The organism is Patescibacteria group bacterium, assembly GCA_018896645.1.
Taxonomy (GTDB): Bacteria; Patescibacteriota; Patescibacteriia; order UBA2591; family JABMQE01; genus JAHIMF01.
In genome coordinates this window covers 1-20,533 of sequence record JAHIMF010000079.1, presented here as the reverse complement: position 1 = coordinate 20,533, position 20,533 = coordinate 1, and the positions used below count along the sequence as shown (strand labels likewise).

At 40.8% G+C, this 20,533-nt stretch carries 19 protein-coding genes; 9 read left to right on the top strand and 10 right to left on the bottom strand.

Annotation, left to right across the window (positions count from 1 at the left end; all coding sequences use genetic code 11):
* Positions 1-143 precede the first annotated feature (143 nt).
* The 5 genes from rpsF (at position 144) to KKD20_05875 (ending at position 2,630) form a co-directional block, all read left to right on the top strand.
* Positions 144-653, top strand: a complete 510-nt coding sequence (gene rpsF, locus KKD20_05895; GenBank protein ID MBU4332617.1) for a 30S ribosomal protein S6 — start codon at positions 144-146, stop codon at positions 651-653.
* A 120-nt stretch (positions 654-773) separates the two neighbouring features.
* Positions 774-1,229, top strand: a complete 456-nt coding sequence (locus KKD20_05890) for a single-stranded DNA-binding protein (GenBank protein MBU4332616.1) — start codon at positions 774-776, stop codon at positions 1,227-1,229.
* A 176-nt stretch (positions 1,230-1,405) separates the two neighbouring features.
* On the top strand, positions 1,406-1,636 hold the full coding sequence (gene rpsR / locus KKD20_05885; protein ID MBU4332615.1) for a 30S ribosomal protein S18: 231 nt from the start codon (positions 1,406-1,408) through the stop codon (positions 1,634-1,636).
* Between the two features lie 21 nt (positions 1,637-1,657).
* On the top strand, positions 1,658-2,218 hold the full coding sequence (gene efp, locus KKD20_05880) for an elongation factor P (protein ID MBU4332614.1): 561 nt from the start codon (positions 1,658-1,660) through the stop codon (positions 2,216-2,218).
* 52 nt (positions 2,219-2,270) lie between these two features.
* Positions 2,271-2,630: a hypothetical protein gene (locus tag KKD20_05875; protein MBU4332613.1), complete on the top strand. Its 360-nt coding sequence runs from the start codon at positions 2,271-2,273 to the stop codon at positions 2,628-2,630.
* Between the two features lie 180 nt (positions 2,631-2,810).
* On the opposite strand, the gene recA is transcribed toward KKD20_05875, so the two are convergent.
* From recA to rpmF, 8 genes are all read right to left on the bottom strand, one after another.
* Positions 2,811-3,854: a recombinase RecA gene (recA, locus tag KKD20_05870; protein MBU4332612.1), complete on the bottom strand. Its 1,044-nt coding sequence runs from the start codon at positions 3,852-3,854 to the stop codon at positions 2,811-2,813.
* A 125-nt stretch (positions 3,855-3,979) separates the two neighbouring features.
* Positions 3,980-4,702, bottom strand: coding sequence for a helix-turn-helix domain-containing protein (locus tag KKD20_05865; protein ID MBU4332611.1), 723 nt, complete (start codon positions 4,700-4,702; stop codon positions 3,980-3,982).
* 79 nt (positions 4,703-4,781) lie between these two features.
* Positions 4,782-7,082: a DNA translocase FtsK gene (locus KKD20_05860; protein MBU4332610.1), complete on the bottom strand. Its 2,301-nt coding sequence runs from the start codon at positions 7,080-7,082 to the stop codon at positions 4,782-4,784.
* 139 nt (positions 7,083-7,221) lie between these two features.
* Positions 7,222-7,788, bottom strand: a complete 567-nt coding sequence (locus KKD20_05855) for a class I SAM-dependent methyltransferase (protein ID MBU4332609.1) — start codon at positions 7,786-7,788, stop codon at positions 7,222-7,224.
* 347 nt (positions 7,789-8,135) lie between these two features.
* Positions 8,136-8,780, bottom strand: a complete 645-nt coding sequence (locus KKD20_05850) for a ribonuclease HII (GenBank protein MBU4332608.1) — start codon at positions 8,778-8,780, stop codon at positions 8,136-8,138.
* A 187-nt stretch (positions 8,781-8,967) separates the two neighbouring features.
* Positions 8,968-9,657, bottom strand: coding sequence for a ribonuclease III (gene rnc / locus KKD20_05845; protein ID MBU4332607.1), 690 nt, complete (start codon positions 9,655-9,657; stop codon positions 8,968-8,970).
* Between the two features lie 199 nt (positions 9,658-9,856).
* Positions 9,857-10,315, bottom strand: a complete 459-nt coding sequence (gene nusB, locus KKD20_05840) for a transcription antitermination factor NusB (GenBank protein ID MBU4332606.1) — start codon at positions 10,313-10,315, stop codon at positions 9,857-9,859.
* Positions 10,316-10,349: 34 nt separating this feature from the next.
* Positions 10,350-10,562 (bottom strand): 50S ribosomal protein L32, encoded by a 213-nt coding sequence (rpmF, locus tag KKD20_05835; GenBank protein ID MBU4332605.1) that lies wholly within the window; start codon positions 10,560-10,562, stop codon positions 10,350-10,352.
* Positions 10,563-10,931: 369 nt separating this feature from the next.
* Between rpmF and dnaA the strand changes: the two genes are divergently transcribed.
* The 3 genes from dnaA to rpsP all read left to right on the top strand — a co-directional run bounded on the left by dnaA (position 10,932) and on the right by rpsP (position 16,165).
* Complete coding sequence (dnaA, locus tag KKD20_05830) at positions 10,932-12,287, top strand: chromosomal replication initiator protein DnaA (GenBank protein MBU4332604.1); 1,356 nt, start codon at positions 10,932-10,934, stop codon at positions 12,285-12,287.
* Positions 12,288-13,121: 834 nt separating this feature from the next.
* A complete protein-coding gene (locus KKD20_05825; GenBank protein ID MBU4332603.1) occupies positions 13,122-15,506 on the top strand; it encodes an AAA family ATPase in 2,385 nt (794 codons plus the stop codon).
* 185 nt (positions 15,507-15,691) lie between these two features.
* Entirely contained in the window at positions 15,692-16,165 is a 474-nt protein-coding gene (gene rpsP / locus KKD20_05820) for a 30S ribosomal protein S16 (GenBank protein MBU4332602.1), read from the top strand.
* 336 nt (positions 16,166-16,501) lie between these two features.
* On the opposite strand, the gene KKD20_05815 is transcribed toward rpsP, so the two are convergent.
* Both KKD20_05815 and KKD20_05810 read right to left on the bottom strand, forming a co-directional pair.
* Positions 16,502-19,429, bottom strand: a complete 2,928-nt coding sequence (locus KKD20_05815; protein ID MBU4332601.1) for a PBP1A family penicillin-binding protein — start codon at positions 19,427-19,429, stop codon at positions 16,502-16,504.
* 73 nt (positions 19,430-19,502) lie between these two features.
* Entirely contained in the window at positions 19,503-19,949 is a 447-nt protein-coding gene (locus KKD20_05810; protein MBU4332600.1) for a hypothetical protein, read from the bottom strand.
* A 128-nt stretch (positions 19,950-20,077) separates the two neighbouring features.
* Here KKD20_05810 and tyrS point away from each other — a divergent pair.
* The coding region (gene tyrS / locus KKD20_05805) for a tyrosine--tRNA ligase (GenBank protein ID MBU4332599.1) at positions 20,078-20,533 on the top strand (456 nt) is incomplete at its 3' end.

Genomic DNA, 20,533 nt, shown 5'->3' with positions numbered 1-20,533 from the left:
ATAATTATTTAATCTGATAATCTGACATTGGAAGCGCGGTCCCATTATTATATTATACCTAAAATTTGCATTTTACAACAAGGTGTGGTAAAATAATTCTACCATTCTCTTTATTCATCATTAACTAATCAGCCAAAGACCATATGCTTAATCACTATGAACTGCTTTACATTATTCCGGTGAACTTCACCGAGAAAGAAGTTAAGCCAATTATTGATAAAATAAATAACCTGATCAAATCCACTGGCGGCAAAATCGTTCATGAGGAAAAACTAGTCAAAAGAAAATTGGCTTATCCTATAAAACATGTCCGGCATGGCTATTTTATTGCCAATGAAGTTGATTCTAATCCCGAAACTATAGAAAAATTAACCAAAGAACTCAAGCTCGTTCCCGAGGTTTTAAGATTTCAAGTTACTAAGAAAAGGCCCGGCGGCTACAAACCCACAGTGGGTGAAGCTAAAAGAAAAAAAACAATTGAAAAAAACAAGGCTGTTTTAGAAAAAATACCGAATCAAAAAATCCCCGAAATTACCGAAACTATCCAAAAAGAGATCCGGCCAACAACCAAGCAAAAGAAATCAGCTAGACCGAAAATCAGCCTGGATGAGTTGGGTAAAAAGCTTGATAAAATATTAGAAGAAGATATATAATTATAAACGAATTGCCGCGGATTTAAACGGATGGCCACGGATCACGGATTCAAAAATTCGTAATTCGCAATTTGTTGCTATTCGTCATTTATTCGTAGCTATTCGTATAAGGAAAAAAGTATGGATTTAAACAAAGCCATGATTATTGGTCGCCTAACGCGCGACCCAGAGACTCGGACTATTCCTTCGGGCCACACAGTTACCTCTTTTGGACTCGCTACTAACAGAGTTTGGACCGATGCTGCCGGTCAAAAACAAGAAGCAGTAGAGTTCCACAATATAGTTGCTTGGAGAAGATTGGCAGAAATCTGCGGTCAATATTTACGCAAAGGCTCAAAAATTTATATTGAAGGCCGCTTGCAAACAAGGAGCTGGGATGGCCAAGACGGTATCAAGCGCTATCGCACAGAAATTGTTGCTGATAATATGATTATGCTTGATACGAAAGGCGCTAATGAACCCGCACCCATGACCGAAACACCGCCTCCATCACCAACAGAAGAGCCAACCCAGTCCGAAGCCTCTCAACCGCCAACTGGTGACGAGGAAGTTAATGTAGAAGAAGTACCGTTTTAGGAAACCCCCAGGTATAGAAAATCAAGATAATGCTTAATCTTTAGGATCTCCTGTTTATAGTAAATAGTAAATTAATAAATTTACTATTTACTATTTACTATTCTTTCTCCTCTTTAATTATTATGGGGTAGCGCTGGCGCTTGCCCGGTGAATAGTAAATAGTAAATAAAAAGAATATGCCTAGAAAAACCAATACTATCATCAAAGAAAAGCCGTGTTACTTTTGTATTAACGGCATCAAAGAAATAGATTATCAAAACATCCAAATCCTCCAAAAATTTATTTCTTCTTATAATAAAATCGTGCCTAAACGGCGGAGCGGACTTTGCGCCAAACATCAGCGCAAAATAGCCGCTGCCATTAAACGAGCCCGCATTATGGGTTTGATTCCTTTTATTTCAAGATAGTGAAAAGATAAATAATACGCCATGTTAACCATTAACGATTTAAAAATAGGAACTGAAATCCAAATCGATGACGAACCTTATGCTGTACTTAAATCCGAACACAAGCATATGGGACGCGGCGGTGCCAGTGTCCGCGTAAAAATCCGCAGTCTGATTAGTGGTAAAGTCCTAGAAAAAACCTATAAACAAGGAGACAAAGTAGAAACCGCTGAGCTTAAACGAAGTAAAGCCAATTTTTTGTATAACCAGGGTGATGAATATCACTTTATGAACGAGGAAACTTATGACCAATTCTTCTTAACCAAAGAACAGCTGGGCACGGAAGCCGGATTGCTAAAAGAAGGCCAAAATGTGGATGTCTTAGATTTTAAAAACACGCCGGTTTCAATTTTCCTGCCGGCTAAAGTTGAGCTTAAAGTTACCCAAGCGCCACCCGGCATCCGCGGCGATACAGCCCAGGGTTCGGTTACTAAAACTATAACTTTGGAAACTGGAATGCAAATCCAGGTTCCCTTGTTTGTTAAAGAGGGGGATGTATTACGGATAAACACAGAGACTGGGGAGTACGTTGAGAGAATGTAGGGAGGATTCCCAAACTTCAAAATCATTGAAAAATGAAAGGGGATAGTGAACGATGTTGCGAGGAAGAATAATGTGTTTGCTGGCCAGTTTGTTTGTCTTAAGTTGCGTTGCTACTATGCCGCGAGAAGGAGAACAAACGCCTATTGTTGTAGCCACTGTCGTACAAACCCGAATTGACGACGACTCCATCAAGTTGCATCTGCAGGCGCTCCTCGGGTTTCCTGAAGAGTGCATTACGATTAAACGCGATAATAATGAACAAGACATTGCTAAAAACTTAGAAAAAGGGAGGATAGATTATGTCCTGATTTCCTCTCATTGGTTACAAACTTCGCCACTGAAAAAATTCCACCCTTTGCGTAAATTCAGTTACGATGGGGTAGATTACGTCTTACTCCATAAGCTCTACTAAATTTCAAAACAACCCAGTCCACATTTAAAAGGACTGGGCTTTTTTACCAAGCAAAAACCCCGCGCTCCACGGGGTTTTTGTATTTTAAAATTATTAGCTCTATTTGTGGTGAGCTTGCCGAACCCATTAACTACCGTATTGATACAACTTTAACAAGTCCAACTTAAGACTGTCATAAAACTACCTGTTGTCTTCTTGCTCTGCTAATCGCACCTTCTCCCAAATTCTTTTCCGTATCTCTCTTATCATCTTTGGGTTTTCCTTTAAGGAGCGCTTGGCTGCTTCTCTTCCTAATGCCAGCTTTTCTCCTTCAAAACTGTAGCTGTTGCCGCTTTTAGCTACAACCTCGTATTGAACCCCCAAATCAATTAAATCGCCGGTCAAGGAAATTCCTTCATTATACATAATATCAAATTCACAAGCCCTAAAAGGGGCGGCCACTTTATTTTTTACTACTTTACACCGGACTCGGTTGCCAATCACTTTTTCTCCCATTTTAATCAAAGCAGAGCGCCGGACCTCAATTCTCACGGATGAATAAAACTTTAAGGCTGTGCCGCCGGGGGTGGTTTCCGGATTGCCAAAAAATACCCCGATTTTCATTCTTATTTGGTTTATAAAAATCACCACTGTATTTGTCTTGCCGATAATCCCGGCCAGCTTCCTTAGGGCCTGGCTCATCAGCCTCGCCTGCAAAGCCATGTGCTGGTCCCCCATCTCGCCTTCAATCTCTCTTTTGGGCACCAAGGCCGCCACGCTATCCACCACAATCACATCCACTCCATTGGACCGCACCAAGGTTTCTACAATTTCTAGAGCCTGCTCCCCGGTGTCTGGCTGGGAAATGAAAAGGTCGTCAACTTTCACTCCCAATTTTTTGGCATAATCAGGATCAAGCGCGTGTTCCGCATCAATATATGCGGCAATGCCTCCTCGCTTCTGGACCTCGGCCACAATATGCTGGGCCAAAGTTGATTTACCGCTCATTTCTGGTCCAAAAATTTCAAGCACCCGGCCCCGCGGCACGCCGCCAACGCCCAAAGCAATATCAAGCGAAAGGCAACCGGTTGGGATGCTATCAACATTTGTCTTATGAGCCTCGCCCAGCTTCATAATTGAACCGTCACCAAATTTTTCTTTTATCTGACTAATGGCATTTTCCGCAGCTTGTAATTTATCACTTTCTTCACTGATTTTCTTTTCCTCCCTTTTTTCTTTTGGCATAGATTTTATAATAAAAAATAAAATATAAAAAATAAAAGATCCAAAATTAATTGTTACATTGTTAAATTGTTACATTGCTCAATCACAACAATTTAACAATATTTTTATATTTTGTATTTAATTTCCTACTCTACCACCATTATCCTCCTATAAACAACATTCGGCCGGCTATGTTTTTTAAAAGCAGAAATCTTAATCTCGTTCAATCCCAGCTTTAAATCAATTGTTTCCTCAAAACCGCCATCTACATTATGCAATACCTCTTGATCATTAATCATAACTGTCGCATTACTGACAGTACTGCCGATAAAGGTAATGGAGGTTTCCTTAGTTATTAAATTATCAACTGGCGCAAGAACCGTCAAGTCCGGAGGCATCAAAATTTTCCTGATCTCAAAACCCAAATATCCAAGAGTAGCCAAAATCAAAACTAAAATAATTATTCTTTTGATAATTGAGGATAGAGTGATTCCCCATAATCTTAAGCCCTGCCTCATGGTGGGGGCTTGTTCTTGCTTAATCTTATTGCCAAAAAGATCCCGCGAGCCAAGCAGGAGACGGTTCATTAAGGCATGGTTGACGATTCCTTGCTCCTGCTCGTATAACATAACTACTTCCCCCTCATCCAAACCCAAAAAAGACCCATAGGTCTTTAAAAAATTTTTAACATAAATCTCCCCAGGCAAATCCAGATAGTTCCCGCTTTCTAAGCTTTCTAAATACTCCCGCTTTAGACAAATTGCCTTCTCCACTTCTCGCAAACTCAATCCCGTCCCCTCTCTTATCTTCCGTAAGTGCTCGCCCAAAGTCTCTTGCGCAATAATCCTCCTCTTGATAAAGGTAGACATGGCGTATTGATAATTGATAATTAATAATTGATAATTAATAATTAAACCATTCCCAGTCACCATACTCAATTATTAATTATTAATTATCTTCTTCCTCCTCGTCATCTTCATACTCGCCTTCCTCTTCATCTTCTTCAGCTACCTCGGCTGTCGTTCCATCATCAGGAATCTTTAACACTTCCCGCGGCTTAGCCCCATCAGCCGGACCAACAATGCCTTGCTCTTCTAATAAATCAAGCAAGCGCGCAGCCCTAGCGTAGCCAACACGCAAACGTCGTTGCAGAAGCGAAGCTGAGGCTTTTCCAGCCCACATCACCGTCTCCTTAGCATTCTCCAGCAACTCGTCGCCACTGGCAACATCAACGCCGCTAGCACCCCCAAGTCTCCCGGCTATCTGGGTAGTTTCCACTATCTCTGCATTATAATCAGGCTCACCTCTTTCTCGCAAATAATGCACCACTCTCTCAATCTCGTGGTCAGACAAATAAGCGCCTTGCAATCGTTTGGGTTTTGAAAGGGCAGCAGAAATATAAAGCATATCACCCCGACCCAGGAGCTTTTCCGCGCCAGAAGTATCTAGGATAGTTCGCGAATCCATAATTGAGGCCACAGAAAAAGCCACCCGTGAGGTAATATTGGCTTTAATCAAACCAGTGATAACATCAACACTCGGTCTCTGGGTAGCCATTAATAAATGGATGCCTACGGCTCGGGCCATCTGGGCTAAACGAATAATTAAGGCCTCTACTTCGGCCGCGGAAGCACTCATTAAATCGGCCAGCTCGTCAATAACTATAACCAAAACCGGCATCTTCTCCGGCGCCACGGCATTATAGGCATAAATATCCCGCTTGCCAACCTCTGACAAAACATGGAACCGGCGCTCCATTTCGCCAATCGCCCATTTTAGAGCACTGATAGTTTTCCCGACATCAGTAATCGCGGGCGTTAAAAGATGCGGGATGCCATTATAAGCCGTTAACTCCACCCGTTTAGGATCAATCAATATAAACTTCAGCTCTTCGGGATTATTTTGATAAAGCAGGCTAATAATAATCGTGTTAAGGCACACTGTTTTTCCGCTGCCGGTAGAGCCAGCTACTAAAAGATGGGGCATTTTGCCTAAATCAGCTATCCACGGCTGGCCAGCCACATCTTTACCCAAAACAACCGAAAGATTAGATTTCCGCTGCTTAAAAGTATCGTGTTCTAAAATCTCCCGCAAGGTGACAATCGCCACCACTCTGTTAGGCACTTCAATTCCTACTAAAGATTTTCCAGGAATTGGCGCTTCAATTCGAATGGGATGGGCAGCTAATGCCAAAGCTAGGTCATTTTGCAAAGTGGTAATTTGGGAAAGCTTTACGCCTTCGGCCGGCTTTAAAGTATATTGAGTCACGGTCGGGCCGACACTAACTTCTCCCATTTCTACAGAGATGCCAAAGTTAGCCAATGTCTTCTGGATAACCATTTTACTGGCTTCAACATCTCCACTCTTGGCTTTTCCCCCTTTTTCATTTAAAAGTTTGATGGGGATCTCAATCTTAGGCATAAATGGCTCTGGTGATGCCTGACTAAAAAGATTCTTTTTAAAACTTGGTCTATCATTCTTAATGTTTACTGCCTCGCGGGCAGGATGCGGGACTGAAACCAGCGCTTCCTTATCTTGATTAGTTTCCGGACCCTCGCCCTCGGGATACTGCTCTCGCTCTTGAGCCGAATCCTCGGCATCTTCCTCTGGTTGAAACCTCTCCCGCCAGCCGGAAAAAACGCCCTTGAGCCGCCACCAGGCGCCAGCTTCCAAACCATTGTCCTTAACCTTGGCAATCCACGATTCAAAAATAATTAAAAAGGCAACCAGTAAAAAAACAATCAAAACTATACTGGATGCCAGCACCCCCATCAATTGATTTAAAGGATAGCTAATCGCATATCCTAAATAGCCGCCGCCTCGGCCTTGGGCAATCACGGTTTTGCCCTCTTCCAAAACAAACAAGTGCAGAAGTCCGGAATAACTTAAAACCAACAGAACAAAACCAATATAATGGGCAGGACCCAAATTGCGTTTTTTGTGGGTCAGAAGAAAATAACCCAAAAACAACATAACAAATGGAAAAATGGGAGCGCTCCAGCCAAAAAGCAGAAAAAGTCCTTGCCTTAAATATCCACCTAATTTTCCGGCGCCGCCCAAAACAGCCAAAATTGATAAAACAGCAAGCCCAAAAACTACCACAATCACAATCCAGCGCTTAACCACTGGACTTAAATTTGGTTTCAGCATCTCATAATCATCGTCTACTCTCTTCTTTCTTTGACGTTGCAGACGTTTAGGGATATCTTCTTCTTTATATTTTCGAATTTTCCGCCTTTTTCTGCGCATAAATTAAAAACGTAACTTATAGTAACTTGTTGTAATTTATTGTAACTTATTGTAAAAACAACAAGCAACAACAAATTACAATAAGTTACGCAAAATCGAGTGAAGTGAGACCGAGCAAGTTACAGCAAGTTACTATAAGTTACACTTGCTTCACAAATATAATGCCAAAATGATACGGACCAGCTTCAAATGATTGCTCCTCCTTAAGTCCGAGATTTTGCGCTATCTGTTTTATTCCTTCTAGGCTAACCCTCTCCTGCGGCGGGGGGCCGAGCGGCGCTCCTGTTTGTTTCCAATCAACAATCAAAAGTTTGCCTCCGGGTTTAACCAGGCGCAAGCACTCCTTAATAATATCAGAGTCCTTTTTTGCCTGGAACAAAATATTAATCAAAAGCCCGATGTCCAGGCTCTCATTATCAATTTTTGTAGCGCCATAAATTTCCAGGTTTGACCAAATGGTTTTTACATTATCCAAATTTTCAGCCTTAGCCCGCTCGGCCACTCCCCCCAGCACAGACTTTAAAATATCAACCGCATAAACAACGCCATCCCGTCCCACCATCTTAGCCGCGGTCAAAGTAAAATAACCCAGGCCGCCGCAGCCAAAATCACCCACTTTCATATTTTGAGTAATGCCAACTGTTTCTAAAACTTTTTGCGCGTCTAATAAAGTGTTGCCGCCCGGAATTTTTGTTGGATTTGTCATTTTGTTTATTGTTTATTGTTTATTGTTTACTATTCAAAAAATCACCTGAGAAAAAATGAAATAGTTAAATAGTAAATAACGAATAGCAAATCTATCTTTATTATACTACTATTGACTTTGTTTTGTAAACATACTAAGAAAGGATTTTTTTTATTTACACAAAAACTACAAAGCGGGCTGACGAAGGACGGACTGACGAAGGACGGACTGAAAGACGGACTGACAAAGCGAGCCGCAACGAGCTTCGTTATCCCTGATAACAGAGCTCGCTGCCCCTCGGCCTTGTCTTCGACTCCGAGGTCGCTCAGACTTAAGGAGAGCTCGGGGCCGAAAGGCGGCTCGCCCCGTCACTCCAACTTCAACACACGTTTTATCGGCCTAAAACTCTTCCGATGCGCCTCGCTCACACCATACTTCTCAATCATCGCCGAATGAAACGCCGTGCCATAGCCCTTGTGTTTATCAAACCCCCAATACGGATATTTTTGCGCTAACTCGCGCATCATATTGTCACGAATAACTTTGGCAATAATGGAAGCGCAGGCAATGGAAAATACCTGAACATCGCCTTTAATAATACTTTCGGACTGCCGAGTGTATTCTGGCAATTTAACGGCGTCAATCAATAAAAAATCAGGCCGTAAACTTAATTGCCCGATTGCCCGCCTCATTGCCAAACGACTGGCTTCGCCAATCCCCAAGGTATCAACTTCCGCAACCTCTACAATACCCACTGCCCAATCCAACCAATCACAACTACTCAACTCATTGTAAATCATCTCCCTCTGTCTCCAGCTCAATAATTTAGAATCTCTAACATACTTGAATATCGCTTGACGATTGACGCTTGAAGCTTGATTCCTATGAACCACCACGCCCGCGGCTAAAAGCGGCCCAGCCCAAGGCCCCCTCCCCACCTCATCAAGACCAACTATATTTTCATAGCCTTGTTCCCAAAGTTTCTTTTCTCTTAATAGGGTCGGCAATATCATATTGCATTATTTATTATTTACTATTTGAGCCAGAGGCTCATCAGCCTTTGGCTGATATTATTTATTATTCTTACTTTATCATTTCTTTATAAAAATAAAAAGCCGTGATATTCTAAATCATGGTCAATTTAAACATTTATTGATTAATTCTATTAACAATCTACTTTATTAACCAACTACCCCACACTCACCATTTCTTCTTTTCCAATGCCCTTTGCGCCGCATCAACTTGGGCTTCTTGCTTAGACATACCTTCGCCTTCGGCTATCATTTTATCTTCTAAAAATACACCAATAATAAATCGTTTAGCATGGTCTGGCCCGGACTCCTTAATCACTTTATAAAACGGGGTAACTCCAATTTTTTCCTGGGCCGCTTCTTGGAATCGTGTTTTGGGATCAAGATACAGCTGATTTTCCAAAATATTATCTAACTTTGAAATCAACTTTTCTGTGATAAATTTCTTTACCGCCCCCATTCTTTGATCCAGATAAATCGAGCCAATCAAAGCCTCAAAAGCATTGGCTAGAATATACTGCCTGGCTTTTGAATTTTTATCTTTGGTCTCCCCCCGGGAAAGGTATAAGTATTCTTCTAACTTCACTTCTTGAGCCAATTCGGCTAACATGTTAGAATTGACCAAACTGGCTCGCCAATTGGTCAGTTCTCCTTCGGGATTAGGATATTTTTTATATAAATGCTCGGTCACCACTAGCTCCAAAACAGCATCACCCAAAAATTCCAAACGTTCATTATGGCTTAATTTAAAACCGGAATTTTCATTTAAATAAGACCGATGAACAAGGGCTTGCTTTAATAAATCCTGATTTTTAAATTTAACACCAAGTTTTTTTTCTAAAGAAGAAAAATCCTTCATAAATATAATGTCCCTGCAAACATTTAGTGTCCGTTATGAGTCTGGTTTTCATGTAATTTCGTCTTCATAACTAAAGCGAAAGCACACGAAAGACTGATGACAATACACTAAATAATTATAATGCTATTTGATAAATTTTAACTAATCCGCGCTATTTAAGGTATTTAGAGTTTATTAGAGCAATCGGAGCGCCGCCTGCTCACCCCTCTCCAGCGTCACTCTTAGTTTTAACGCCGCTGCTCTCCCCTTCCTTTATTTTCTGATAAATACTGCCCAAAACTCCATTAACAAATTTTCCGCTCGATTCACCCCCAAAAGTTTTGGCCAGCTCAATGGCTTCATTAATGGCCACCTTGGGAGGAATCTCATCGGAAAACTTCAATTCGTATACCCCAATCCTTAAAATGTTCCTATCTACTATGGTAATTTGTTCTATAGGCCACTCTGGCGCATACTTTTTTATTGTCTCATCAATTTGTTCCTTGTTCTTTATCACTCCGTCAACTATTTTACGAGAAAACCCCGCATCCTTAAATAACGGAGCAAATGAGTTTTTGTTATGTTCAAGAATGGTTGTTGGATCGTCTTGTTGTCTCTTGAAATCCCATTGAAAAAGGCTTTGCATAGCAAGAGCCCGGGCTAGATGTCGATTTGACATAGCTTACTGTTTACTATTTATTATTTGTTATTTGTTATTCTTTTTTCTCTGCTTTCTTCTTATCGATTTTGGATTTTATTTTTATAACTTGTTTGTTGGCATAGGTACCACAAAAAGGACAAGCTTGATGCGCTGGGATTGCCTTTTTACATTGGGGGCACTTAGCTAACCTTCTCCGCTTTAACCTTAGGGTTGCTAATCGTTTCCTTTTTCTACTTTTTGTATGTTTTTGAGTTGGTAAAGCCATGAACTTCTATTGTTACATTATTTCAGCCAAAGGCTGATCCGCCTCTGGCGGAAAATTGTTACATTGTCAACGCGAATTAAAAAACAATTTAACAATAATCACCACCTTGTCAATATCCTACCAGAAATCTCAAAAAATAGCAAGCCAAATTTGTTCATGCACAGGATTTCCACACCTTTATCACACTGCTTGCCTTGTATGGGGTTTTATGATATGTTTGTTTATGGTAGAATGATGTTGAAAAGATGGTAGATAAATTAAAAAATCAATAGTGGCATCTTAAGGACAAATTTACTATTCGTTATTTACTATTTACTATTCTTTTTTCTCGGGTGATTTTTTGAATAGTAAATAATAAATAGTAACCATATGACTAATGACGAGCTTTGGCAGGCGGTTTTGGGAGAAATAGAACTAACGCTTAGCAAGCCAAACTTTAATACTTGGTTTAAGAATACTTTTATCTCTTCCTGCGACACAAAACAGGAGGAAATTGTTATTGGCGTACCAAACGCTTTTACCCAAACCTGGCTCCAAACAAAATATCATAAAGCAATACTAATAGCCTTCAAAAATATTACTGATGACAAAGCTAAAAAAATAGTCTATGTGGTGGAAACCACTAGGCCGCTGACATCAGAAACAAGTAAACCGGTTTCGGAGGCCGCGCCCTCGCCAAAAGTCCAAAAGGATTTACAACGGATTGGTTTAAATCAAAAATACACATTTAAAAATTTTATTGTTGGCAAAAATAACGAGCTAGCTCATGCGGCCTGCCAGTCCGTTGCTAAAAATCCTGGAAAAAAATATAATCCCTTGTTTATTTATGGCGGTGTTGGTTTGGGAAAGACCCACATGATTCAGGCCATCGGACATGCGGTTTTGGCAAACTCAAAAGATGTTAAAATCCGCTACATTACCTCCGAGCAATTTATTAGTGACTATGTTCAATCAGTCCGCAGCGGCAGGGGAAAAGATTTTCAAAAAACTTATCGCAATGTTGATGTCTTGCTAATTGATGATGTTCAATTTATTGCCGGCAAAGACCGTACTCAAGAAGAATTTTTTCATACCTTTAACACCCTTCATCAAAAAGACAGCCAATTGGTATTTACTGCCGATAGACCGCCCACTGCCATCCCCGGCCTTGAAGAACGTTTAAGCTCTCGCTTTTCTTGGGGCATGATTGCTGATGTAGCGCCGCCTGATCTGGAAACTCGCATTGCTATTTTAAAAACTAAAGCCCGAGAACGCAATTTTCAATTGGATGATGAGTCTATCCAATATTTGGCGGTTACTTTTCAAAGGAACATTAGGGAGCTGGAAAGCGCGCTTAATAAAATCATTGCCCATTGGGAGCTTTATAATAAAAAAATAACCCCGGATATCGTAAAAGAAATTGTTTCTAATCTTTCTTCTCAAACTAAGAGGGGCATTATTACGGCCAAACAACTAATAAAAATCGTGGCTGACTTTTATGAGTTAAAAATCGAGGACTTGACCCAAGGCGGCCGACGAAAAGAACTGGCCTTGCCCCGACAGATCGCCATGTTTTTACTGCGCGAGGAGCTAGAATGCTCTTATCCCATGATTGGCACGGAATTCGGCGGACGCGACCATACCACTGCGATGCATGCTTGTAAAAAGATTACCAAGGAAGTGGATTCTCACGGCCGAATTAAGCAGGAGATTGATATGCTTCGGGAGAGGATGTATAACGGGTGAAATCAAGAAATCAAAAAAACAAGAAAACAACCCGCCTGCCGACGAGGCAGGAATCAAAACTCAAATTTCTAAATTTTTAATTTGCATTAGCCAGTAAATCAGCGAGTTCGTATAAAACTTGCTATGCGGCTCCGCAAAGCGAAAGAATTTACTTTTTTCAAAACCCAAAAACCACCTCTTTTCAAGATGGCTTTAAGCATGGAGCCAATGGGAATCGAACCCCTCTATCCGAGTGCTAATCACGGATTCCTCACCGTGAGGTGGCCCCTTGGACTCCACGCTTATTGTATCAAAATCTACACAAAAAGAAAACCCGAGAAATAAATTCTCGGATTTTCTGGGGTCACGATTGAATCCGTGATTAGCATCTTAAGTATATCATATCTATAAACCCTGTCAAGCCCAGTTATCCACACTTAATCGCCTAACTGAAATTACCAGAAATTACCCCTAACACAAACTGTCCTCCTTATGGCAGGCCCTCAACCGACCTGCTTTTTCTTTTTCCTAAAATTTCTGGTATAATAAAAAGGGCTATGGGTTATAAGTTAGAACAGTTATAAGTTAAAATGATAAAAATTCTTAACCAATAACCAATCTAACTAAAATACAAGTTACAAATAAATCCTAAATTTCAAAACTCAAATTTCAAACTCTTTGGAATCTGTTATTTGAATTTGAAATTTGTTTGTGTCCTTGTTTCTTGTTTTCGATAGAATCTGCCGTTCGAGGCCCTGAGGCCCTCAGGCCCGAATGGGAGCTTGCCGAAGATCTTGTTTCTTCATTTCTTTCACTTTTTTAAAATCTCAAAATAAAATTTATCCAACTTACCATATGTACCTATCTAAACTGGAATTGTCAGGCTTCAAATCTTTCGCCAAAAAAACCATTCTCACTTTTCCTAAGTTAGAAATCGGCAAATCTAATATCACGGCTATTGTCGGACCTAATGGCAGCGGTAAAAGCAATATTGCCGATGGCATTCGCTGGGTCACCGGTGAACAAAGCATAAAAACTCTGCGCGGAAAAAAAGGTGAGGATGTTATTTTTTCTGGTACCAACAAACTGGCTCGGCTGGGCTGCGCCGAAGTTTCTTTGTATCTTACCAATTCTGATAAAAAAATATCCTTGCCCGATAATTCTAAAAAACAAATAAACCCCGCCAATTATTCGGAAATGATTATCACTCGCAAAATCTATAGAAGCGGTGAAAGCGAATATCTTATCAATAAAACAAAGGCTCGGCTTAATGATATTTTGATGCTTATGGCCGAGCTTTCCTTTGGCCAAAAATCATACAGTGTTATCGGCCAAGGCCTGGCGGATGCCGTGCTTTCTGCAAGCCCGGGAGAACGTAAAGATTTTTTAAACGAAGCCGCTGGTATTAAACAATATCAGCTCAAACGCGACCAAGCTGCGAATAAAATGGAATCAACCAAAGAAAACCTATCCCAGGCCGGGCGCCTAATCCAGGAAATAGAGCCGAGGCTTCGTTCTTTATCAAGGCAAGTTAAAAAGCTGGAGCGCCGAGAAGAGATGGAGCGCGAACTTCATGGTCTGCAAGTCACCTACTATAGCGCTCTTTGGCAGGATATCAATACCAGCTGGCTTAGAGAAAAAAAACACCTATATAAAATTACGGCCGAACGCCAAGAAACACAGCGCAAAGTAACTAGTTTGCAAGAAAGACTGGAGGGCCTGGGAAAAAGCACAATCAATGATAACCAATTTCAAAAACTTCAACAAAACTATTACGAGTTAAATAATGAAAAAAACAAGCTTTTACGAACCCAATCCGAACTCCAAAGCAAGCTGACTTTGCAAAGAGAAAAAAGCAGGCTCCAAGCGCAAACCGTCTCCAGCACGGCTCTTTCAACTGAAGAAACCCGAGAACTGCTCGGAAATCTTAAGAACATCAAGGCTCTTCAACAAAAACTTATTGCTGGGTTAAACAGCAAGGATACGGAAAATATCAACGACCTGGCTTTGCGTATTATCAAAAAAATAGGCCAGCTTATTCAAACTATCCAAAAAAATGATGGGGATGAACAAAGCTTAAGCACAAAAAAACAAGAATCAGAAAACTATATTAAAAAAATAGAGAAAGAACTCGGCGAGCTGGAAAAAGAAATCAACAGACAGGACGAAGAAATCAAAAAGGCCCAATCAGGACTTAACAATTTTAATCAAGAACATCAAAAAGGACGGGAAGAGCTGGTAGCTACTCAAAAACAAGTTCAAAAATCACAGTCCGAACTCAACCAATGCATAACCCAAGAAAACGAAATCAGAGTCCAGCTGGCCCGAACCGAGACCAAAAAGGAAAACTTGGAAGCAGAAATCAGGCAAGAGTTGGGCAGCCCTGATAAGCTGGCTCATGGGTCTATCCAGATGATCAATGAAAACGAACTCCGCGAGGCCGCCAAACAAAAAATAGAAAATCTTAAACACCAGCTGGAACTAATCGGCGGCATTGACAAGGAAATAATCAAGGAATATCAGGAAACAAAAAAAAGATATGCTTTTATTGATTCCCAAATTGATGATTTAAAAACAGCCAGTGAGTCTTTGGAAAAACTGATTAAAAAACTAGAAGAAATTATAAAGACAAGATTTGATGCTTCATTTGAAAAAATTAATCAGGAATTTCAGAAGTTTTTCAAAAGCATTTTTGGCGGGGGCAAGGCTAAACTAATCTTTACGCGGGAGGTTATCGCCCAACCTCAACTTGAGACAGCGGACATTCAAGTCGATTCCGAGTCTGCCAGAGAAAGTTCGAGTTCATTAGAGAAAATCCGAGATAACCCAAAGAATACAAAAAGGAATCTCCCTTCCTTCGCAGACCAAAATAGCGCTACTATCATCAAAGAGGGCGTAGAAATAGAAGCCACGCCACCGGGCAAAAAACTTAAATCTATCAACATGCTCTCTGGTGGTGAGCGGGCTTTGACTTCCATTGCCCTTATCTGCGCTATTATTGCCAACAACCCTTCGCCCTTTGTGATTTTAGACGAGGTTGATGCCGCGCTTGATGAGGCTAATTCTGTTCGATTTGCCGAAATTTTGGAGCAACTGTCCCACAAAACCCAATTTGTAATGATTACCCACAACCGAGCTACCATGGAAAAGGCTAGAATTCTTTACGGTGTAACCATGAGTGATAGCGGGGTCTCAAAGCTCTTGTCGATTAAAATGGAAGAAATCAAAATCAAGCAATAAAACAGGTGCTATTGACTAAAATTTATACTTCTGGTAAGCTTAATCAAATTGTTATATTGCTAAATTGTTGCGTTGTCAAATCGCTAGCAATGTAACAATTTAGCAATTTAGCAATGTAATCAACAATTTAACAACCTGCCTGCCAGTAGGCAAGGCGTTAGGCAAGGTGTAACAATGATCTATTTATGCTAACCATCAGATTCGCAAGAATAGGTAAAAAGAAACAACCTTATTACCGTTTAATCATCAATGAAAAAACCAAAGATACTTTTGGTGATTTTTTAGAAAATTTGGGCCATTACAATCCGAGAACTAAAAAAACGGTTTTAAAAGCTGATAGAATCAAATATTGGCTTTCTTGCGGCGCAGGAACCTCTGATACTGTACATAACCTTTTAGTAAAAGAAGGAGTGATTGAGGCTAAAAAAGTAAAAGCCTGGAAACCCAAAAAGAAAGAAACAAAAGACGATAAAGCCGTTGGCGCTGCTGAAAAAGCCGAGAAATCAGCTGAAACCCAAAAAACAGAAGAAAATTTATCCGCCAAACAGGCGGAAACAGCTGAAGATAAGAACTCCGAGCAAGCTAAACCAGAGGAAAAGCCTGCTGAAAAAGAGAAATCTGAAGAAAAAGAAAAGCCGAAAGAAGAAAAAGCGGGGTAATCCTTTGTCCTTGCGACCATTCGGCCACGAGCTCATAGCCGAGTGGGCGACTGGAATATGCCAAACGTTTGACATATTTTTTTATTTGTGATATAATAAAGTATCAAAAAGTTTGTTAGAATAAATTTGGTAGTCAACGGGGGTATGGCTGCGGGCTGATGTCTGTATCTATGCAATAACCAGGCTGCCAAATTTATCCTGATAAACAGAGCTTTTATTTGCTCATCACTTTGCCTTGGCCGCCTTCTTTTTATTTTTGTATAGAAAACAAAAAACCTACTCTAAACTTTCAAGGAGTAGGCCTTTTTATTTTTGGATTTTAGATTTTGGATTTATTCACTCCACTTCCACTCGCCTCACTTCACTTCTATAAACCTCGCCTTTATAATCCTCTGCTTCCACATAAACATTATAAATACCAGAACCGGGAGCGCTGGGCCAAGCGAGTTCAATCTTATCAAAATCTTCAGGGTCCGTCACCAGACCCAATAATCGAGATTGGGAACTGGTCTCGGCTTGGTAGAAAAATTTTAATCTAACTACACCAATCCGTTGTTGGTCCGGATTAGGAATACTGATGCTTAAATTAAGAGGAAAATTGTTTGCGCCCAGAATAATATCCGTTTTAGGATAAAGCCAATTAATTGCTGGCGCGATATCAATCAAATCTATATTAAAGTCCACCCTGGCTTCGCCCATATTTAAAACGTCATCATAAACTTTAGCTATTAAAGTATGTTTGCCATCAGATGTGGATAGTATTGTTTTTTCTAAATTATACGGCGACTTTTCTTCAGCAGCGAAAAGCTCGCTATCAATCCAATATTCTACTTTACTAATCTCGCCCCTGGGAACATCAGCAGAAATCCTGGCTGTTAAGATATTAGTAGTAAAAATTTTACCCGGCAAGGGAGAAATGATAGAAACGATGGGAATATTCTCCAGGGTGTGAACATCATCTTCCTCGGTTGGCAAGGCATCATACGCAAAAGCCTTCTCATCGCCAGCTTCGCGTTTTTCTTTTTCCCGGGCTAAAAATTCTAGAATCGCCTGTTCCCAAGGTTCATAATAAGAATCTTGGGTTGGGTCTTTGGGAACTGGCCCTTGAGGATCATTTTTATCAACATAATGCAAGATGGAATGCATTTCTTTAAAAGCTCTTTCTTCAACCAACTCTGGGGGTGTTGAGGAACTGGCTAATTTATTGCTCGCTTTATCAATTTTAGCTGTTACTTCACTGCCCGTCTCACCTCGCAGTACTGGCTTTTCCGCCTTAATTTCTGCGGGAACGGCAAACTGTTCTATCGGGCTGCCCCGAAGCGCGGCTTGCATAAAATGATGCCAAATTGGCGCAGCCACGACACCGCCAGCCGCGCCTCGCTTCATTTCTTTGTTGTCATTATTCCCAACCCAGACACCAGCAACCAGTGATGGCGCATAACCAACAGCCCAAGCATCCTTATAATCATTAGTAGTGCCGGTTTTAGCCGCCACCGGCCGTTCACCCAGATTAAGATAATTACTAGAGCCAAAAGTAAAAGCCCGGGCTTCGTTATCCGATAAAATATTGCTAACCAAGCGGCAAATTTCCGGGTCCATTGCCCGCTCTCCTGTTGGTTCTTCATCAGCTTCTTCCAATATCTCGCCATTGCTATCAGTAACTTTTAAAACTGCTCTGGGGGTTTGGATAATTCCCTCTTGACTCAAAGCGCCATAAGCAGCCACATGCTCCAAGAGCTTAACCTCGCCTCCGCCCAGCACCAAAGAAAGGCCGAAACGACTGCGGTCATAAAGCGTGGTATAACCAAGAGCGTCAGCCAAATCCAGGACTTTGCTAATACCGGTCAGATAGATGGTTTTAACCGCCGGGATATTAAGCGAACCAGCCAGGGCTTTGCGCATGGTTATTGGACCGTGCTCTTTGTTGTCATAATTATGCGGAGTGTAGTCTTCGCCAACCTCTGTTTTAAAGGTTGTTACTACATCCCAAAGAATAGTTTTTGGAGTATATCCCTTGATGAACGAAGCCGCATAAACGATTGGCTTGAAAGACGAACCAGGCTGGCGAGGGCTGGTAGTAACATTAACCTGGCCATCAATATCTTCATTATAAAAATCACGAGAACCAACCATGGCTAAAATATCGCCGGTTTTAGGGTCCAACGCCACCAAAGCGGCGTTCATTGCTCCATAATCAGTTTCATTATTTAGGGCCCTTTCTTCAACAGCGGCTTCGGCCGCTTCTTGTTTTTCTATATCAAGGGTTGTTTGGATATTTAAACCCCCGCTCTCCACCAAACGTTCGCCATAACGTTGGCTTAATAATTCTTTAACATACATCACAAAATGGGGTGCTACTAAAGCCTCTTTCCGCTGTTCAAGTTTTAGGGGCTCTTCTTTGGCAAGCTCGGCGTCTTCCTGGGTGATATAGCCAAACTCTGCCAAGCTATCTAAAATATAATCCCTTCTTCCTTGCAATGCGTCTTGATGGTTATAGTAATATGTTGGCGCTTGCGGCAGGCCAGCTATGGTGGCGGCTTCGGCTAAACTTAATTCCGAAACACTTTTGCCTAAATAAATTTGGCTGGCGGCTTCAATGCCATAAGCGGTTGAGCCATAAGGAATCTCATTAAAATACATTTTTAAAATTTGGTCTTTGGTAAATTTGTTTTCAATTTGGTAAGAAAGAATCAGTTCTTTAATTTTTCGGGAATATCTTTTCTCGGGTGTAAGGATAGCGTTCTTAACAAATTGCTGGGTAATGGTGGAGGCGCCAGCGCGCTGGCCAGTGAAGATATCTTTAACAGCCGTAATAATGATGCGGCGCAGATTAAATCCCGAGTGTTCGTAAAACTGGCGGTCTTCAGCCACAATCGTGGCCCAAACTAAATATTCGGGAATTTCTTCCAGTTCTACCATAGTCCTTCGCTCCTCGCCGTGAACTTCGTATAAAATATTTTCCCCAGTCCGGTCATAAATAGTAGTGCTTTGAGCAATAGACCGTTCTAAAAGCTTATCAGGGTCAGGCAAGTCTCTGCCATACCAGGCGAATAAACTGACCACAAAAACAATACTAAAAAGCCCAGCTAAAATACCAGCCGGAACAATCACTTTAATCAACCTCAATGCAAGGCCTTGTTTTCTTCTGGGTCTATATTTTTTGCTTCGCCAGGCTTGAGGCGAATACGCTGGCCGAACACCGCCTAAAGGTTTGTAGCGCCAGTTATTTTTTCTGGGCTTTGGGCGGAGTGAAGGGATAGGCATAGATATTTAAAAAGTTTAATAAGGTTAGAAAAAACATTAAAGAATATCAGACGAAGTTAGAGTTGATCCGTAATTAAGCTGCTTTCCTAAACTCCGACTCTTCTAATTTCTTTTTTTCTTGCCAATCAAAATAATCTATAATCATGTCCGTAACTCGGTCACGAGCCCCTAACTGGCTAAAAACGTGAGTACTTTCAGAGCTCGAATCTACTCTTGATAAACTAGCAATAGTATCTATGATCTTATTATGAACTTCAGCTCTTGAAGATTCTTGCTCCTCAATTTTTAATAAATTTGATGTTCTTTGCCGCCATTTGGAAATTCTGTATTTTTTGCATAAATCCAAAAACCGTTCTTTTGCTGCGGTCGTGCCAAAGAGGTTCAAAAGATACTCCATAAGAGAAACACTTTCTATTTGCTGATCAAGTTTTTTTTCTTCTCTCGTTTTATCCTTCCTTCTTAAAAACTCATTGGCAGTAAAACCCTCTACTATGTTTGAATAAAAATTTTCTTTTCCCATGGGTATATTTAAAAATTAAAAAAGCAATCATCTATCTTGCTCCTCCCCCCAAAATCTGCTATTATTAAGTCAAATCACTAATTTAACCTCATTATACCAAACTTATGCCTAAAAGTAAATCCTGCGACATGAAATCATTAAAACATGAAAGCATTAAAACAAATCAGATTATTATTGATAAAAAGAAAATTGAAGAATTTTTAAGCCGGGGAATAGAAAATATTTACCCCTCGCGAGAATTTTTATTAAAACTATTGCAATCCGGCAAAAAACTTAAAGTTTATCTGGGGATTGACCCCACTGGACCCAGTTTGCACATTGGCCACGCGGTCAATCTAAAAAACCTGCAAAAATTTCAAGAATTGGGCCATCAGGTGATTATGCTGATTGGTGACTTCACCGCTCGGATTGGCGACCCGAGTGATAAGCTCGCCACTCGCAAACCCTTAACCCATCAGCAAGTCCTGGAAAATGCTAAATTATACCAAGAGCAGGCCAGTAAAATTTTAAAATTTGACGGTGATAATCCAGCCGAGATTATTTTCAATAGCAAATGGCTTGACGATTTAATGTTCAAAGATATC

Coding starts and splice junctions, on each gene's coding strand:
- rpsF (MBU4332617.1), top strand. CDS start 144: ATGCTTAATCACTATGAACTGCTTTACATTATTCCGGTGAACTTCACC.
- KKD20_05890 (MBU4332616.1), top strand. CDS start 774: ATGGATTTAAACAAAGCCATGATTATTGGTCGCCTAACGCGCGACCCA.
- rpsR (MBU4332615.1), top strand. CDS start 1,406: ATGCCTAGAAAAACCAATACTATCATCAAAGAAAAGCCGTGTTACTTT.
- efp (MBU4332614.1), top strand. CDS start 1,658: ATGTTAACCATTAACGATTTAAAAATAGGAACTGAAATCCAAATCGAT.
- KKD20_05875 (MBU4332613.1), top strand. CDS start 2,271: ATGTTGCGAGGAAGAATAATGTGTTTGCTGGCCAGTTTGTTTGTCTTA.
- recA (MBU4332612.1), bottom strand. CDS start 3,854: ATGCCAAAAGAAAAAAGGGAGGAAAAGAAAATCAGTGAAGAAAGTGAT.
- KKD20_05865 (MBU4332611.1), bottom strand. CDS start 4,702: ATGTCTACCTTTATCAAGAGGAGGATTATTGCGCAAGAGACTTTGGGC.
- KKD20_05860 (MBU4332610.1), bottom strand. CDS start 7,082: ATGCGCAGAAAAAGGCGGAAAATTCGAAAATATAAAGAAGAAGATATC.
- KKD20_05855 (MBU4332609.1), bottom strand. CDS start 7,788: ATGACAAATCCAACAAAAATTCCGGGCGGCAACACTTTATTAGACGCG.
- KKD20_05850 (MBU4332608.1), bottom strand. CDS start 8,780: ATGATATTGCCGACCCTATTAAGAGAAAAGAAACTTTGGGAACAAGGC.
- rnc (MBU4332607.1), bottom strand. CDS start 9,657: ATGAAGGATTTTTCTTCTTTAGAAAAAAAACTTGGTGTTAAATTTAAA.
- nusB (MBU4332606.1), bottom strand. CDS start 10,315: ATGTCAAATCGACATCTAGCCCGGGCTCTTGCTATGCAAAGCCTTTTT.
- rpmF (MBU4332605.1), bottom strand. CDS start 10,562: ATGGCTTTACCAACTCAAAAACATACAAAAAGTAGAAAAAGGAAACGA.
- dnaA (MBU4332604.1), top strand. CDS start 10,932: ATGACTAATGACGAGCTTTGGCAGGCGGTTTTGGGAGAAATAGAACTA.
- KKD20_05825 (MBU4332603.1), top strand. CDS start 13,122: ATGTACCTATCTAAACTGGAATTGTCAGGCTTCAAATCTTTCGCCAAA.
- rpsP (MBU4332602.1), top strand. CDS start 15,692: ATGCTAACCATCAGATTCGCAAGAATAGGTAAAAAGAAACAACCTTAT.
- KKD20_05815 (MBU4332601.1), bottom strand. CDS start 19,429: ATGCCTATCCCTTCACTCCGCCCAAAGCCCAGAAAAAATAACTGGCGC.
- KKD20_05810 (MBU4332600.1), bottom strand. CDS start 19,949: ATGGGAAAAGAAAATTTTTATTCAAACATAGTAGAGGGTTTTACTGCC.